Source organism: Streptomyces xanthochromogenes (assembly GCF_014650455.1).
Classification (GTDB): Bacteria; Actinomycetota; Actinomycetes; order Streptomycetales; family Streptomycetaceae; genus Streptomyces; species Streptomyces xanthochromogenes.
In genome coordinates, this window is the sequence record NZ_BMUZ01000019.1 from 20,344 (window position 1) to 34,808 (window position 14,465).

Consider the following 14,465-nt stretch of genomic DNA (forward strand, 5'->3'; position numbering starts at 1 on the left):
GTGGAGGAAGCGGCACTCCTCGCCGCCGGCCGCCCCGCCGCAGTGGCACAGCCCGGCCGCCCCTCCGCCCTCTGCACCCGCGTCCATGGGGCCACGCTAGGCGCAGCCAGGACCGCGCGCATCAGGGAGGCGCCGGTGGGCGCGGGGGCGGGCGAGGGCGGCGGGGGCCGCGCGTCAGTTGGCCGGGGAGGCCTTGCGCAGGGCGGTGATGCAGCTGCCGATGGCGCTCTGGAGGGCTTCGAGGCGCTGCACCATGTCGTCCTCGTAGATGTCGTCGGCATCGTCGAGCGTGAGCTCCTCGAACACCTTGGTCGCCTTCTGCAGGCTGCTGTAGAACTTCGTGCGGCGCTCCTGGACGCGCAGCTCGGGGTCGGCCTCCACGGCCTGTACGACGAGGCCCTTGACGGTGTCGTACGCCTCGGTCGCCCACTCGCCGGCCTCTTCCGAGTCGTCGAGCTCGTCCAGCAGGGACAGGTGGCGCTCGGCCTCGGCGCGCAGCTCCGCGGGCGCCTCGACGGTCTGTCCGGCGGGCGTCCTGATCTGGCCGTTCTCCACGATCTGGCGGACATAGCCGATGCGGTCGGCGGCCCGGGTCTCGGAGGCCACCGCCTTCTTCAGCTCGTCCGTGCGGGCGATGTCGCGGGCCAGCTCGGTCTGGAGCGCCGGGTCCTCCTTGAGGCGGTCCAGGAGCGCGGAGCGGGCGGCCTGCGCGGTGCCGGGGTCGGCCAGGATGGCGGCGCGCAGCGCGGTCGGGTTCTCGGCGACCTCCAGGGCCTTGGTCGGCCGGATGCCCTCGGCCTCGGCGGCCGCCGTGATGGCGGTGCCGCGCTCGGAGGTCGCACTGGACCGGGAGGTGTAGTACGTCAGCCACACGTCCGCGTCGGGCAGCTCGATGTCCTCGCCGGGGACGAGCGCCTCGAAGAGCGGGACCAGGCCGTCGTCGGAGGCCTTGTCCCACGCCTTGTAGTAGCGCATGACGCGTTCCGCGGAGCAGCCGGCCAGCTCGCTGAACTCCTTCGCGGAGACCTTCGGCGTCTCACCGGCCGCCTGCCCGCCGGGGCGCACGCTGCGCGCCACCTTGAGGGCGAACGCCCAGCCACCGGTGCGGGCGTACGCCCCGAACTCGCGGGCGTCGCGCAGCACGCTGTCGTGGACCGGATCGGCCGCCACGGCGTCGTGGACGACATCACCCGCCACGCTGTCGTGGAGTTCGGCGGCGGGGGGCGCGGACGGCTCGGGCAGGTCGATGGCGACGGTCACGGAGGACGCTCCTGGCTGCTGGAGGAGGGACAACGGCACAAAGGAAGCAGCCTATATGCACCTCTTGGCCCGCCTTTTCGTCACGACCCCGAGTCCGGCCCGTGTCGTGCCGCGCGGCCACCGGCAGGAGCTGCCGGTGGCCGCGGGCGAGGCGGGTACGCCTCAGACGTTCTCGGACTCCGGGGACGGCGGGACGATGCCGGAGTCTCCGTTCGGCAGGTCCGTCGGCATGTCCGTCGGCAGCGAGGGCATGTCACCGGACGGGCTCGACTCCGGGGTCGAGGGCTCCACGGGCGACGGGGTCGAGGGGCCCGGCGACGGTGTCGAGGCGCTGGGCGACGGCGAGGGCGTCGCGGTGACCGTCGTGGTGGCGGTCGGACAGCCGCTCGGGGTCGCGGCGCCGGGCGGGCTCACGGGCGGGGCGGAGCCCGGCGCCGCGGGCGAGGGCGTCTCGGTGACCGTCACGGTCGGCGTGGGCGTCGGGCAGTCCGGGCTCGGCGGCGGGGAGCTGATGGGGGGCGAGGTGCTGGGACTCGCCGGGGGCGACGGCGGCAGCGTGACCGGCGGCTTGTCCGGGTCGATCTGGATGTCCGGGCGCTCCCGGTCGCGCCGGCCGTCGTCGCCGGTCTTGCGCTCGATCCAGGTGTTGTTGGTGATGTTGACGATGATGAGGTTGTTGATGACCACGGTGGTGGGCCGCACCACGATGACCCGGTCGGCGTGGTAGCCGGGCCACGGCTTGCCCTTGTCGTTCCACTCGCCCTGGTGGGCGTTGGGCGGCTTCAGCGGGTTGCCGCAGGCGCACCGCACGCGCGGCGCGCCGTGGTCGTCGACCAGGACGGCGGTGCCGGCCTGGAGCACCGACTGGAAGCTGGTGGCCGAGCCGTTCCGGAAGCCGTGATTGGTGACCCGGGTGTCGCCGCGCAGCACCACCGGTGTCAGCCCGCGCAGGAAGCTCGCGACCGACCCCGGGTCGATTCCGGCGGCGTCCGCGAAGGCCCGGTTCTTCGCCCGGTCACCGCCGAGGAAGCGGATCTGCTTCTCCACGTCGCAGCTGGCCACGGACTGGGTGCCGCCGTACAGGCCGGGCGCGGCGCCCGAGACGATCCGGGTCGACTGGACGCCCGGCGCCGGACTCCGGGGGGCGGGCGGCGCCGCCGGGGTGGGGGTCGCCGTCGAATCGGCCGTGGACTGGGTGAACGGGTCGGGTCCGGCGGCGGCGATCGGCTGGAGGTTGAGGTCCTGCCGGCTGTCGGCGCCACTGGCGCCGCCGCCGCATCCGGCGGCGAAGGCACCGACGGACAGCACGGCGGCGGCAGCGGCGATTCTGCGCAGGGTCGAGGGCACGTGGATCTCCCAGCTGTACGCCCCGAGTTGCCCCTCATTGTGTGCCGCAGGCGCGCGTCCGGCGCAAACGGACGGGGCGGAACGGGGGACACGGAGGCTCGCCCCCTCGTCGAGCGACCGCCCGCCGGGGGGGCATCGCGACCCGGCCCCCGAGCCCCGGCCCCCGGCTCCGGCCGGCAGGCACGCACACCCCGCGACGGAGGCCCCGGCTCGGGTGAGTGATCCCCTTGTCCCTTCGCGCGCTGCTCAGACCAGTTCGGGGCGCTGCCACTCCTCGTCCCGTACGTGGTGGTCGAGGAAGCCCAGCAGGGTGGCGTACCAGAGGCGGGCGTGGTTCGGGGCGAGGATCCAGTGGCCCTCGTCGGGGAAGTACAGGAACTTCGTCGGGACTTCGCGGCGCTGGAGGTCCTGGAAGAGGGCCATGCCCTGCCCGACGGGGACCCGGTAGTCCTTGCCGCCGTGGACCACCAGCACGGGCGTGCGGACGCGGTCGGCCGCGAGCGCGGGCGAGTTCGCCTCGTAGCGCTCCGGCCGCGTCAGCGGGTCGCCGAAGATCCGCCGGAAGTAGGCCGAGACGTCGGTCTCCGACTGGAACGCCCGCAAGTCCCAGAGCGAGGCGTGCGAGACGATCGCCTTGAAGCGGTCGGTCAGCGTGGCGATGCGGTTGGCCAGGTAGCCGCCGTAGGAGGCGCCCGCGAGGCCTGTGCGGGTCGCGTCGATGTCGGGGCGGGCCTCGGCGGCGTCGGTCGCCGCCATCAGGTCCCGGTAGGGCTGCCCGCCCCACTGGCCCCAGCCCCGCTCGTGCATCCGGGGCCCGTAGCCGGACGAGAGCGCCGGGTCGGGCAGCAGCACCGCGTAGCCCCGGGCCGCGAACGGCCACGGGTTCCAGCGCCAGGTCCACGCGTTCCAGGACGTCTCGGGTCCGCCGTGCGGGAAGACGATCAGCGGCGCGGGCCGCTCGGCGGACGCGCCCTCGGGCAGCACCAGCCAGGAGCGCAGCGGGAATCCGTCGTCGGCCACCGTGTGCACCTCGGTCAGCGTCCCCGGCAGCCGGCCCACCCCGCCCGGCGCCTTGAGCGCGACCGGCTCCTGGTCGGGTGCGGCGGCGTCGAGGCGGACCGGGGTGGGCGGCGAGTCGACGCCACTGCGCAGCGCGTACAGGGTGCGCCCGTCCGGCGCGACGCACAGCGAGGTGTACGTGCCGGTGGCGGTGAGCCGGGTGACGGTGCCGTCCGGGTCGCGCCGGAAGACGGGCGAGTGGCCGAGTTCGTCGGCGGCGAACCAGACGGTCGCGTCGTCGGGGCGCGGCGAGACGGTCGCGCCGATGGGCCAGTTCTCGAAGTCCGGCACGAGCTCGCTCTCGGCGCCGTCGGCGAGGTCGACGCGGACGAGGGTGTAGGAGTACGGCGTCTCGTACGTCTCAAGCAGTTGGCGGGTGCAGATCAGACCGGTGCCGTCGGCGGTGAACAGCGGGGCGCTGTAGACGAATCCGTCCCGGTCGATCACGCGCAGCTGTTCGCCCGTGGCCGCGTCCGCGATCACGACGACGGTGCGGCAGCGGTCCGGTACCGCGCCGTGGACGAAGCGGGTGTGGGCGACGCGCGTACCGTCAGGCGAGAGCGCGGTCTCGGTCTCGCTCACGCTGCCCTGCCCGCCGGCGTCGACCGGCGAGCCGTGCGCGCCTCGGGCCCGTACGAAGGTGTGCTGCTCGTCCGGGCCGAGGTCGCTGCCCCAGTACCGGGTGGGCCCGGACTCGTACAGGATCGCGGTGACCTTGGCATCGGCCCGGTCCTTGCGCAGCTTCGCGTGCGCCGCGGCATCGGCGGCACCGGGCAGGAGTCCCGCGCTGTAGGCGAGGGTGCCGGTGTCCCGGGCGAGGCAGAAGCCCGCGATGCCACCGGGGTGACGTGCCGTCAGGGCTGCCTCGCCGTGCTCCGGAAGTGCCCACACCGCCGAGCCCTCCTCGGCCTCCTCCACCGCGGCGGGGTCGCCGTCGGGCCGGCCGGAGAGGAAGTACAGGGTGCCGTCCGTGGCGAAAGCGGGCGCCGACTCGCCCTTGCGGGAACGGGTCAGCCGTCGGGGTTCGCGGACGCCGGCGGGGTCCAGCTCCCACAGGCCGGACACGCAGGCGTTGCCCTCGGCGTTGAGGGTCCCCACGGCGGCCACCAGGCGCTTTCCGTCGGGTGAGAGCGCGAGTCCGTTGACGCGCGGGATGGCGAGGAAGGCGGTCAGGTCGTGGAAGGCGGTGGAGTCACCGGGCGTCTCGGGCATCCGGTCATCCTGCCCCGTGGGCCGTCCGGGCGACAGGGGTGGAAAAGGCCGGATCACGCCCCTGCCCGTCCGCCGATTCACCGGCCTGCAGGCGTCGTTGGCCTGCCGGGGCCCTCACAAAAGCCCGTGCCCCCTGCGTCAGGGGACACGGACCGAGGTGCGCGGCGGGTCAGTCGATGCCGGGCAGGATGTGCGGCTCGGCGAGGTCCTCCTCGTAGCCCGCGAGGCGGATCGGGGCCGAGCGGGCCCAGACCTCGATGTTGCGGAGCTTCTCGGGCCGTCCGGCCCGTTCGCCACCGCGTTCCGGCGTACGACGTTCGCGCTCTGTGGTCTCTGGTGTCACCGCGCACTCCTCTGTGTCGCGTAACCCTGGGCGTCCCGGTCTGCGTCGTTCTCCGACCCGGTGTCCGCCCGAAGGCAGGGGCAAGGGCAGTTCTGACGCGGTGGCGCCGGCACTCTGTCCGCATCACGGCCACAGGTTGTGGGACGGATCCGGAACGGGCCTTGAGGGTTGGTGGACCCGCTGTGGCTACCGTTCGCACCAGAGTAACCAAATGAGCGCGGTAGCGCTCGATAGGGACGCTTCCTTTGCGTCAACTTTCCTTCGCCGGGCGTTCAGCCCGATGTTCACCCCGCCATGATCTGCTGGCCGGGTCGGCTGCCGCGCGCGGGGAGGAGACCACATGGAGCTGTCGAGGGGACCCGTTCCGGAGCGGATCGTGGGCTCGGTCGAGGAGCTGATGGAGCTCCTGCACGGGTGCCGCGGCGCCTGGGACACCCCCGACCGCAGCGGCGATCCCGTCGATCTGCACGACCACGCCCTCCAGACCGCCCACCTGCTGCGGCGCGCCCACCCGGCCGACAAGGAACTCCAGGTCGCGGGCCTCGTCCACGACCTCGGACATCTACTCCATCCAGGTGATGACGCCGGGCACGCCGATACGGCGGCCCGGGCTGTCGGCCCGCTGCTCGGCGACCGCGTGGCCCGGCTCGTGCGGCTGCACGTGCCGGCCAAGCGGTACCTGGCGGCGGTCGAGCCGGACCGGACGCTGTCGCCGCAGAGCGCCCTGACCCTGCGCGCCCAGGGCGGGGTGATGGGGCCCGAGGAGGCGGCGGCCTTCGCGCGCGACCCGCTCGCCGAGGACGCGGTGGTGCTGCGGCAGGCCGATGACGCGGGGAAGGTCGTGGGGCTTGACGTGGGCGTCATGGAGGACTGGCGTCCGGTCCTCGCTCTGGTCGCGGCCCGGGCCAACCGGCCGTCGGAGGGCGGCCGTTGAGGCCGGAGGGCGCCGGGTGATGCCGGAGGGCGGCACCCGTCGAGGCGTGCCGCCCTCCGGATGAGGTCCCGCGGCCTACCAGTTGGCGGGCGCGTAGTCCTTGAGGAAGACGCTGTGCAGGTCCTCGCCCAGCTCGCCGCGCACGATCGGGTCGTAGACGCGGGCGGCGCCGTCGACCAGGTCGAGCGGGGCGTGGAAGCCCTCCTCGGCGAGCCGCAGCTTGTCGTGGTGCGGGCGCTCGTCGGTGATCCAGCCGGTGTCGACCGACGTCATCAGGATCTTGTCGCTCTCGAACATCTCCTGGCCGCTGGTCCGCGTGACCATGTTCATCGCCGCCTTGGCCGCGTTGGTGTTGGGGTGTCCCGCGCCCTTGTAGCCGCGGCTGAAGACACCCTCCATCGCCGACACGTTCACCACGTACGCGCGGCCCTTCGGCGCCTTGCGGGCGGCCTCCGCCATCACCGGGCGCAGGCTGCTGATCAGGATGAACGGCGCGGTGTAGTTGCACAGCTGGGTTTCGAGCAGCTCGACCGGAGAGATCTGGTCGATGGACTGCACCCAGGTGTTGCTGTCGACGACGTCCGGAAGCAGCCCGCCCGCGTCCAGGGCGGTGCCGTCGTGGTGCTTGGCGATGCTGGCATTGCCGGCGACCAGGGCGAGGTCGGCGACGCGCTGGGCGTCGAGGCCCGAGGTGCCGACGGGCAGCGCGGTCAGGCCGTCGACCGCGCCGGAGTTGAAGGCCCCGATGACCTCGTGGGCGGGCAGTTCACCGGCGGGCAGCGGCGCGCTCTCGCCGTCGACCAGGGCCGCGTACGCGGAGGGCAGCCGGCGCACGGTCTGCGTGGCGTTGTTGATCAGGATGTCCAGCGGGCCCTGGGCGGCGGTCCGCTCGGCCAGGGCGACCACCTGCGCGGGGTCGCGCAGGTCGATGCCGACGACTTCCAGGCGGTGCATCCAGTCGCCGGAGTCCTCCATCGCCTTGAAGCGGCGGATGGCGTCCTTGGGGAAGCGGGTGGTGACGGTGGTGTGCGCGCCGTCGCGCAGCAGCCGCAGCGCGATGTACATGCCGATCTTGGCGCGACCGCCGGTGAGCAGGGCGCGCTTGCCGCTGAGGTCGGTGCGCGCGTCCCGGCGGGCCCGGTTCTCGGCGGCGCACTTCTGGCACAGCTGGTGGTAGAACGCGTCGACCTCGACGTACCGGCCCTTGCAGATGTAGCAGGAGCGGGGTCGCTGGAGTATGCCCGCGATCTCGCCGGTGACGGAGGAGCTGGGCAGCAGGCCCTCGGTCTCGTCGTCGATGCGCTCGGCGGAGCCGGTGGCGGTCGCCTCGGTGACGGCCCGGTCGTGGGCGGTCTTGGCGGCCCGGCGCTCCTGGCGGCGGCGCTGCTTCACGGTGCGGTAGACGCCGGCGGTGGCGCGGCGCACGGTGATCGCGTCGGGGTGGTCGACGTCGATCTGGTCGAGTTCCGCCAGCACGCTCAGGCAGAGCGCGAGCCGCTCGGGGTCGATGCCGGGGCCGAAGTCCTGGTCAACGCCCTGTGCGGGCCGCTCGTCGACACCGGGGCCCTGCTCCTGGCCCTGGAAGTCCTCTGTCACCGTCATCGCCGCTGTGTTCCTCGATCAGTCCGGATATCAAGTTCCCAAAAGCGCCATGGTACGGAGCGACCCGCCCACATACCAAACCGCCCGCCGCCGGGGAAGCGGGGCGGGCGGTGGCTGGGCGGGCGCTAGCGCACGACGGGCGGTGCCGCCGAGGGCGCGGTGCCCCAGGCGGAGGGCGCGGCGCCCACGGTGAAGGAGAGCGTGCGGCTCGCCCGCAGGTCCGCCCCGGTCAGATAGGTACGGGACTGCTCCCGCCCGTCGAGGCGGGCCGAGGCCACATAGCGCTGGGTGGCCGAGGTGCCCGGCGCCCGCACGGTGAAGCCGCCGTGCGGGTAGTAGCGCCGGTCGAGCGAGAGGTCGACCCGGTCGAAGACGGGCGTCGACAGGCCCCAGGTGTCGGTGCCGGGCTGGACCGGGAAGATCCCGATCGAGGACAGCACCATCCAGGCGGACATCGTGCCGAGGTCGTCGTTCCCGGTCATCCCCGTGGGCGCGTCGGTGAACAGCGTCAGCGCCGCGTGCACCACGTCGGTGGTCTTCCAGGGCTGCCCCGTCGAGAGGTAGGTGTACGGGGCGATGAGGTCGGGCTCGTTCTGCGGGTTGTACTTGTCGGCGTTGTAGTACGAGTACGGCCCGTTCACCCACACCTCACGGGCCGTCTTCGCCGGGTCACCGAGGAGCTTGTCGTAGGCGAAGAAGGAGTCGAGGCGCCGGTTGGCCGCGTCCTGGCCGCCGATGAGCGAGATCATCCCGGGCAGGTCCTGCGGGACCAGCCACTGGTACTGCCAGCTCGTGCCCTCGTGGAAGCCCTCGCTCTGCGCTGGGTCGGCGGGGCCGGTGAAGGCGCCCCGGGCGTCGCGGGCGCGGAAGAACCCGGTCGAGGGGTCGAAGATCTTCCGGTAGTTCTGGGCGCGTGCGGTGTAGCGGGCCGCGTCCTCACGGTGGTCGAGTTCGCGGGCCATCCTGCCGAGCATGGCGTCGGACAGCGCGTATTCGAGGGTCGCGGACGCGCCGTGGTCGAAGTCGGAGTCACCGGGCTTGGCGTGCGGGCGGTCCTTGATGTACGGGGCATAACCCGCCTTGATGTAAGGGGAGTTGGCTTCGCGGCCGACCGCCGGGGAGTCGGCGGGCGGGGCGCCGTCGGCGTTCTTCCTGAGCGCGCGGTAGGCCTCCTCCTCGTACCCCTTGAGCAGCCCCTGCGCATACGCGTTGGTGAGGAACGGCGTGACCGGGTCGCCCGTCATGATGTTGGTCTCGACGGTGCCGTAGCCCCACTTGGGCAGCCAGCCGCTCTCCTCGTCGATCTTCAGGACGGAGATCGCCATGTCGCGGGCCTCGCGCGGGGCGAGCAGCGAGAGGAGCTGGGTCTGGGTGCGGTAGGTGTCCCAGAGCGACCAGTTCTGGTAGTAGTCGAAGCCGCTCGTGCGGTGGATCCTCTGGTCCCAGCCGGTGTAGCGCCCGTCGGTGTCGCTGCCGATGTTGGGCGCGAGGAACGAGCGGTAGAGCGAGGAGTAGAAGGTGCGCCACAGGGTGTCGCTGCCGCCCTGGGTGCGTACGGATCGCAGCCTGCGCTCCCAGGCCGCCCGGGCGGCGCCGGCCACCCGGTCGAAGCCGCGGCCGCCCTCGGCGCGCAGATTGCCGGCCGCGCCCGCCGCGTCCACGTAACTGAGCGCGGTGGTCGCCTCGACGGTGTGGTCCTTGGTGGTGTCGAAGCGCAGCCAGGCGCCGTTGCCGGCGGTGCCGCTGGACCGTGTCGTGCCCGTGCTGACCCGGCCGTCCTTCCAGGTGCCGAAGGCGGTGAAGGGGCGGTCGAAGCGGGTGACGGTGTGGACCGTGTAGGGCTTGGTGTCCTGGCAGAAGCCGCTGCCGGTGATGGCCGTACGGACCGTGCGCGCGTCCAGGACCTCGACGGTGGTGGAGATCGTCCGGTGCAGCGACTGCCCCGCGTTGAGCAGGACGTTGGCCTTGTCGGTGGCGGGGAAGGTGTAGCGCTGGACCCCGGTACGCGTGGTCGCGGTGAGCTCCGCGGTGATCCCGGAGTCGAGGCCGACCTTGTAGTACCCGGGGCTCGCCCGCTCGGTGTCGTGACGGAACTTCGCGGCGTAGCGGGCGTAGTCGGTCTCGGTGATGTCGCCCGTGGTGGGCAGGGTGGGCAGGTCTCCGCCGAGCCCGCAGCCGACGCCCGACAGGTGGATGCCGGAGAAGCCCCTGATGTGGTCCTGGGCATGGTCGTAACCGGTGTTGTGGCCGGTGTCCGGGGAGAGTTGGACCATTCCGAAGGGTACGGAGGCGCCCGGATAGGTGTTGCCCTCGTTCTCCGTGCCGATGAACGGGTCGACCAGATCGGTCAGTTGGCCGTCGCGGGAGGCCTGCCCGTCGTGGGACGCCTGCCCGTCGTGGGACGCCTGCCCGTCGTGGGACGCCTGCCCGTCGTGGGACGCCTGCCCGTCGTGGGCCGGCGCGGCCTCGGCGCCGGGCGCGGCGAGCGCCCCGGCGAACAGCGCGAGCGCGGCGAGCGCGACGCCCGCCCCGCGCCTTCTCCGGTGGGGATGCATGGGTGGAGGGCCTCCTTGGACAGCGTGGACAACGTTGTCAGAGTGCGGTCATTCTTCGACCTCCCACGTGTACGCGTCAAGGGTGCGGACGGCTCGGGGGCTCGGCGCGATCGGCGCCCAGCCCCCGACTCCCCTGCTCCGCCCGCCCGTACGGCCTCGGGCGCCTACGCCTCGGCGGCCGCGACGCGGGCCAGGGTCTCCTCGCGCAGCTCCGCCGGGTCGGCGCCGCGCGCCGCGAGGACCTCCCGACCCCGCCCGCCGTCGCCCGCCGCCAGGAGGCCGAGCAGCATGTGCTCGGTGCCGAAGCGGTCGTGCCCGAGCGCCTTGGCCTCGCGCAGGGTGGCCTCCAGGACCTGCTTGGCGCGGGGCGTGTAGGCGGGCCGGGGGTATTGGAAGGCACCGGGCCCGAAGGTGCTGTCGGCCTGGCGCTTGATCTCCTCGACGTCGATGCCGATCGGGGCGAGCGCGTCCTTCGCGGGCTGCCCGCCACTGCTCGGCACCCCGGCCGCTTCGAGGATCCGTACGGTCTCCGCGCGCAGCGGCTCCGCCTCGACCCCCCGCGCGGCCAGGGCCTCCCGGGCGATGCCGTCGGTTCCGGCGAGCCCGAGCAGGATGTGCTCGGTGCCGATGAAGTCGTGGCCGAGCGCGATCGCCTCGTCCTGCGAGGCGACGATCGCCCGCTTGGCCGGCTCGGTGAAAAACTCGAACACCTTCAGCCCTCCTTGCCTGTGGCTTTGCGCCTGCTCGCATGCTTTTCGTGCACCGACTGCCTGCTGACCTGCAGGGACGACGCGATGTTCTGCCATGACCAGCCCTGCTCGCGGGCGTTGTCGACGTGCACGCGCTCCAGTTCCTCCAAGAGGCGGCGCAGCGCGACGACCGCCGCGAGTCCGACGGCGGGGTCCTTGTTGGTGACTTGTCCGGCCAGCGAGGCCGGGGTGTCCTCAGCTCCCATGACCGTCAGGATTCCCTGACACGGACGGGTTGTCAAGGAATCCTGACACCTTGCCGACGGGTCAGTCCGGTGCGCCACCCCGCGACGGGGTCCGCCGGGGCGGCCGTTCGAAGACGCAGTCGCCGCAGAGGCCGCCACCGGGGCAGCGGTAGTAGAGGCAGCAGCTGCGCCTGCGGAAGGCCGGCCCTTCCAACAGGACTCCTGTACCGGCGAGTTGAGAACAGGCGAAGAGCTCGGCCCCCAGGGCCAGGGCCCGCTCCCCCGCCTCCGGGCGCCCCGACTTGCTTGCCCAGCCGTGGAGTTCGCGCACGGCGCCGGCCAGAGCCGACCCCGCGTTGCCGCGCAGCAGTCCGCGGGAGACCGGGGTGTCCCGGCGGAACGCCTCGGCGAGCGGGACGAGATGACCCTCGATGACGCTCTCCACCAGACCTTCGGCGCTCGCCTCGCGGTCCTGGCCGCCCGGAGCGAGGAGCAGGTCGTCGGGCGAGGTACGGGCGCCGTCCCAGTGCAGCCGGGGCGCGGCGAGGTCCGGCAGGACGCCGTACAGCACGGCCGGGCCGAGCGCGATCGACCAGAGCCGGGCGGCCAGACCCAGGTGGGCGATGGACGCGGCCACCCGGCGCTCGGGGGCGTCGAGCCGATTGGCCACCGTGTCGATGCGCGCGCTCAGGGGCGCGGTCCGCCCCGCGTACAGGGTGGCGAGGGGGACGTGGGGGCCGGTGGCGTCGCCGGTTCGGAGGGCGAAGAAGCCGCCGACCGACGAGACCTCGGCCCACTTTTCGGGGTGCACTGCGCCGCCCGTCTGTCGATGTCAGTTCGTGCCACTGTGGCACGAACTCCTGGATGGCCGGTTCCACGCCCGTGACAGGGGGTTGCGCGGTCGAACGCCCGGGCCCTCCCAGGGTGACGGAAGGTGATCGTCCGATCCCCTTGACGCCCTGTTTGAGCTGCGGTTTTACTGAAAGTCCGATATCTGGGACGACTTTGGTCGTATGCCCCTACTCCTCCTGGAGTACTCATGAATCGGTGCTCAGGGACGACGACACGGGGTCCGCAACGAGACATCGTGGAGCCATGAGCGCCCTTGTCCTGGCCGTGCTGCTGTCGTTGGTCTCCGCCGTCGCGTACGCGGCGGCGGCGATCGTGCAGGAGCGCGTGGCCGCCTCCGCCCCGAGCAGCGCGTACGCACCCGTGCGCCGCCCCGCGTGGTGGGGCTCGGTCACCCTCAACGGGCTCGGCGCGGCGCTGCACGTGGCGGCCCTGGCCTACGGCCCGCTCACCTTGGTGCAGCCGATGGGCGCGCTCACCATCGTGTTCGCGCTGCCGATGTCGGCCGTGTTCATCCGGCGCAGGGCCGGGGCCGCCGCCTGGCGCGGCGCCGTCATGGCGACGGCGGGCCTCGCCGGCCTCCTGGCGCTGACGAAGGGAGCGGACGCGGGCGCCGTCGCCATGGGCCCACGCCTGGTGCTCGCCGCGGCCGGGCTCGGGGCGGTCGCGGCGCTGTTCGTGGCGTCGAGGGCCCTGCACCGGGCGGCCACCCGCAGTGTGCTGCTCGCCGCGGCGGCGGGCAGCGCCTTCGGTCTGGCCTCGGTGTTCACCAAGTCCGTCGCCGAGGACTGGCAGTCGGGCCTTCCGGCGGCGGAGCTGCCCATCCTGTTCGCGATAGCCGCGTTCGCGCTGGCGGGCCTGATGCTCTCGCAGGCCTCCTATCGCGGCGCGGGCCTCGCGGCGCCGCTCGCCACGGTCACCGTCGTCAATCCGGTGGTCGCCGCGGCCATCGGTCTGACCCTGTTCGGCGAATCGTTCCGGTACGGGACCGCGGGGACCGCGATCGCGCTGGGCTTCGGCGTGGTGGCCGCGGGCGGTCTGATCCTGCTCACCACCGAGCGTCTGAACGCCGGCCGCCGCACCGGGCCCGCCCCGGCCCCGGCCGCGGGCATGCCCGCGGCGCCCGGTGCGGCCGGGCGCCAGGAGGACACCCCGGATCAGACGGCTACGCCGCCCGCCCTCAGGTAGGCCAGCGGGTCCACATCGGAACCGTAGGCAGGACCTGTCCTGATCTCGAAGTGCAGATGCGGTCCGGTCGCGTTGCCGGTCGCGCCCGAACGCCCGATCCGCTGGCCGGTGTTGACCTTCTGACCGGTCTTCACATTCACCGCGGACAGATGGGCGTACTGGCTGTAGCGGCCGTCGGGGTGGTGGATGACCACCTGGTATCCGTACGAGCCGCCCCAGCCGGCCGCGACGACCGTGCCGGAGGTGACCGCCTTCACCGAGGTGCCGGTGGACACCGGGAAGTCGACGCCGGTGTGATAGCCGCTCGCCCAGGACGAACCGGCCTTGTGGTACGGGGTGCTCGGGTCCGCGTCGACCGGCGCGGTGAACGCGGCCGTCCTGGCCGGCGCCTTCGCCACGGGCTTGGCGGCCGGGGGCTTGGCGGCCGGCTTCGCCGCGCTCTTCGGCGGCGTCGTGGGCTTCGCGGGGGCGCCACCGGGCAGGGTCAGGTGCTGGCCGGGGCGGATGAGGTTCGGGTCGGCGCCGACGACCGTACGGTTCTCGGCGTACAGGTGCGGCCAGCCGCCCTGGACCCGCTCGCGCTCGGCGATCAGGGACAGCGAGTCACCGTGCAGCACGGTGTACGAGTCCCGCTTGCCCGGCACCTTGGTGGGACTCGCCTGCTCGGCCTTCTTCGGGGTGGAGGGTCTCGCGGCCGGGGGTCTGGCCGGGGTCTTCGCCGTCCGGTGCGTCGACTGCGGCTTGATTTCGGTGGTCGTCGTCAGCTGCGGGGCCGTGCCGCCCCGGGTGAGACCGGCCTCGCCCGAGCAGACCGGCCAGGCGCCGGGGCCCTGCCCCTTGAGCACCTTCTCGGCGATCGCGATCTGCTGGTCCCTGCTCGCGAGGTCGGCGCGCGCCGCGTACTGACGGCCGCCGTACGCCTCCCAGGTGGACTGGGTGAACTGGAGCCCGCCGTAGAAGCCGTTGCCCGTGTTGATGTGCCAGTTGCTGGTGGACTCACAGGCCGCGACCTTGTTCCACACGTCGAGCGACGCGGCATCGGCGGTCCCCGCCGCGATCAGCGGGAGGGCGATGCCCACCCCGCCGGCCGTGACCGTCAGGGACGCCTGGTTGATCCGGCTCGGCTGGTACCGGCGGTGCCGGCCGCGTAAGGCCATGAGTCCCCCTCGAAGGCATCAAGAG

Annotated in this window: 12 protein-coding genes; 2 read left to right on the forward strand and 10 right to left on the reverse strand. The window is 73.0% G+C overall.

Annotated features, from left to right (window positions below):
• Positions 1-174: 174 nt before the first annotated feature.
• From IE267_RS36030 to IE267_RS36045, 4 genes are all read right to left on the reverse strand, one after another.
• Complete coding sequence (locus IE267_RS36030; protein ID WP_373304630.1) at positions 175-1,260, reverse strand: hypothetical protein; 1,086 nt, start codon at positions 1,258-1,260, stop codon at positions 175-177.
• Positions 1,261-1,422: 162 nt separating this feature from the next.
• Positions 1,423-2,607, reverse strand: coding sequence for a DUF6777 domain-containing protein (locus IE267_RS36035; protein ID WP_189766107.1), 1,185 nt, complete (start codon positions 2,605-2,607; stop codon positions 1,423-1,425).
• Positions 2,608-2,853: 246 nt separating this feature from the next.
• Positions 2,854-4,878, reverse strand: coding sequence for a S9 family peptidase (locus IE267_RS36040; protein WP_189766108.1), 2,025 nt, complete (start codon positions 4,876-4,878; stop codon positions 2,854-2,856).
• A 169-nt stretch (positions 4,879-5,047) separates the two neighbouring features.
• Entirely contained in the window at positions 5,048-5,221 is a 174-nt protein-coding gene (locus IE267_RS36045) for a hypothetical protein (RefSeq protein WP_167152006.1), read from the reverse strand.
• Between the two features lie 340 nt (positions 5,222-5,561).
• Between IE267_RS36045 and IE267_RS36050 the strand changes: the two genes are divergently transcribed.
• Positions 5,562-6,155 carry an inositol oxygenase family protein gene (locus IE267_RS36050; protein ID WP_161252670.1) on the forward strand — a complete coding sequence of 198 codons (594 nt, stop codon included), beginning with the start codon at positions 5,562-5,564 and terminating at the stop codon, positions 6,153-6,155.
• Between the two features lie 75 nt (positions 6,156-6,230).
• On the opposite strand, the gene IE267_RS36055 is transcribed toward IE267_RS36050, so the two are convergent.
• The 5 genes from IE267_RS36055 to IE267_RS36075 all read right to left on the reverse strand — a co-directional run bounded on the left by IE267_RS36055 (position 6,231) and on the right by IE267_RS36075 (position 12,057).
• Positions 6,231-7,757: an SDR family NAD(P)-dependent oxidoreductase gene (locus tag IE267_RS36055; RefSeq protein WP_167152010.1), complete on the reverse strand. Its 1,527-nt coding sequence runs from the start codon at positions 7,755-7,757 to the stop codon at positions 6,231-6,233.
• Positions 7,758-7,882: 125 nt separating this feature from the next.
• On the reverse strand, positions 7,883-10,312 hold the full coding sequence (locus IE267_RS36060; RefSeq protein WP_229861627.1) for a GH92 family glycosyl hydrolase: 2,430 nt from the start codon (positions 10,310-10,312) through the stop codon (positions 7,883-7,885).
• 164 nt (positions 10,313-10,476) lie between these two features.
• On the reverse strand, positions 10,477-11,022 hold the full coding sequence (locus IE267_RS36065; RefSeq protein WP_189766109.1) for a Clp protease N-terminal domain-containing protein: 546 nt from the start codon (positions 11,020-11,022) through the stop codon (positions 10,477-10,479).
• A 2-nt stretch (positions 11,023-11,024) separates the two neighbouring features.
• A complete protein-coding gene (locus IE267_RS36070) occupies positions 11,025-11,267 on the reverse strand; it encodes a hypothetical protein (protein ID WP_189766110.1) in 243 nt (80 codons plus the stop codon).
• Between the two features lie 61 nt (positions 11,268-11,328).
• Positions 11,329-12,057: a (2Fe-2S)-binding protein gene (locus IE267_RS36075; protein ID WP_189766111.1), complete on the reverse strand. Its 729-nt coding sequence runs from the start codon at positions 12,055-12,057 to the stop codon at positions 11,329-11,331.
• Positions 12,058-12,341: 284 nt separating this feature from the next.
• On the opposite strand from IE267_RS36075, the gene IE267_RS36080 reads away from it, so the two are divergent.
• Positions 12,342-13,283, forward strand: a complete 942-nt coding sequence (locus IE267_RS36080) for a DMT family transporter (RefSeq protein WP_189766112.1) — start codon at positions 12,342-12,344, stop codon at positions 13,281-13,283.
• Here the strand turns inward: IE267_RS36080 and IE267_RS36085 are convergent.
• Positions 13,253-14,440: a transglycosylase family protein gene (locus tag IE267_RS36085; RefSeq protein ID WP_189766113.1), complete on the reverse strand. Its 1,188-nt coding sequence runs from the start codon at positions 14,438-14,440 to the stop codon at positions 13,253-13,255. The genes IE267_RS36080 and IE267_RS36085 overlap by 31 nt on opposite strands.
• Between the last annotated feature and the right edge of the window lie 25 nt (positions 14,441-14,465).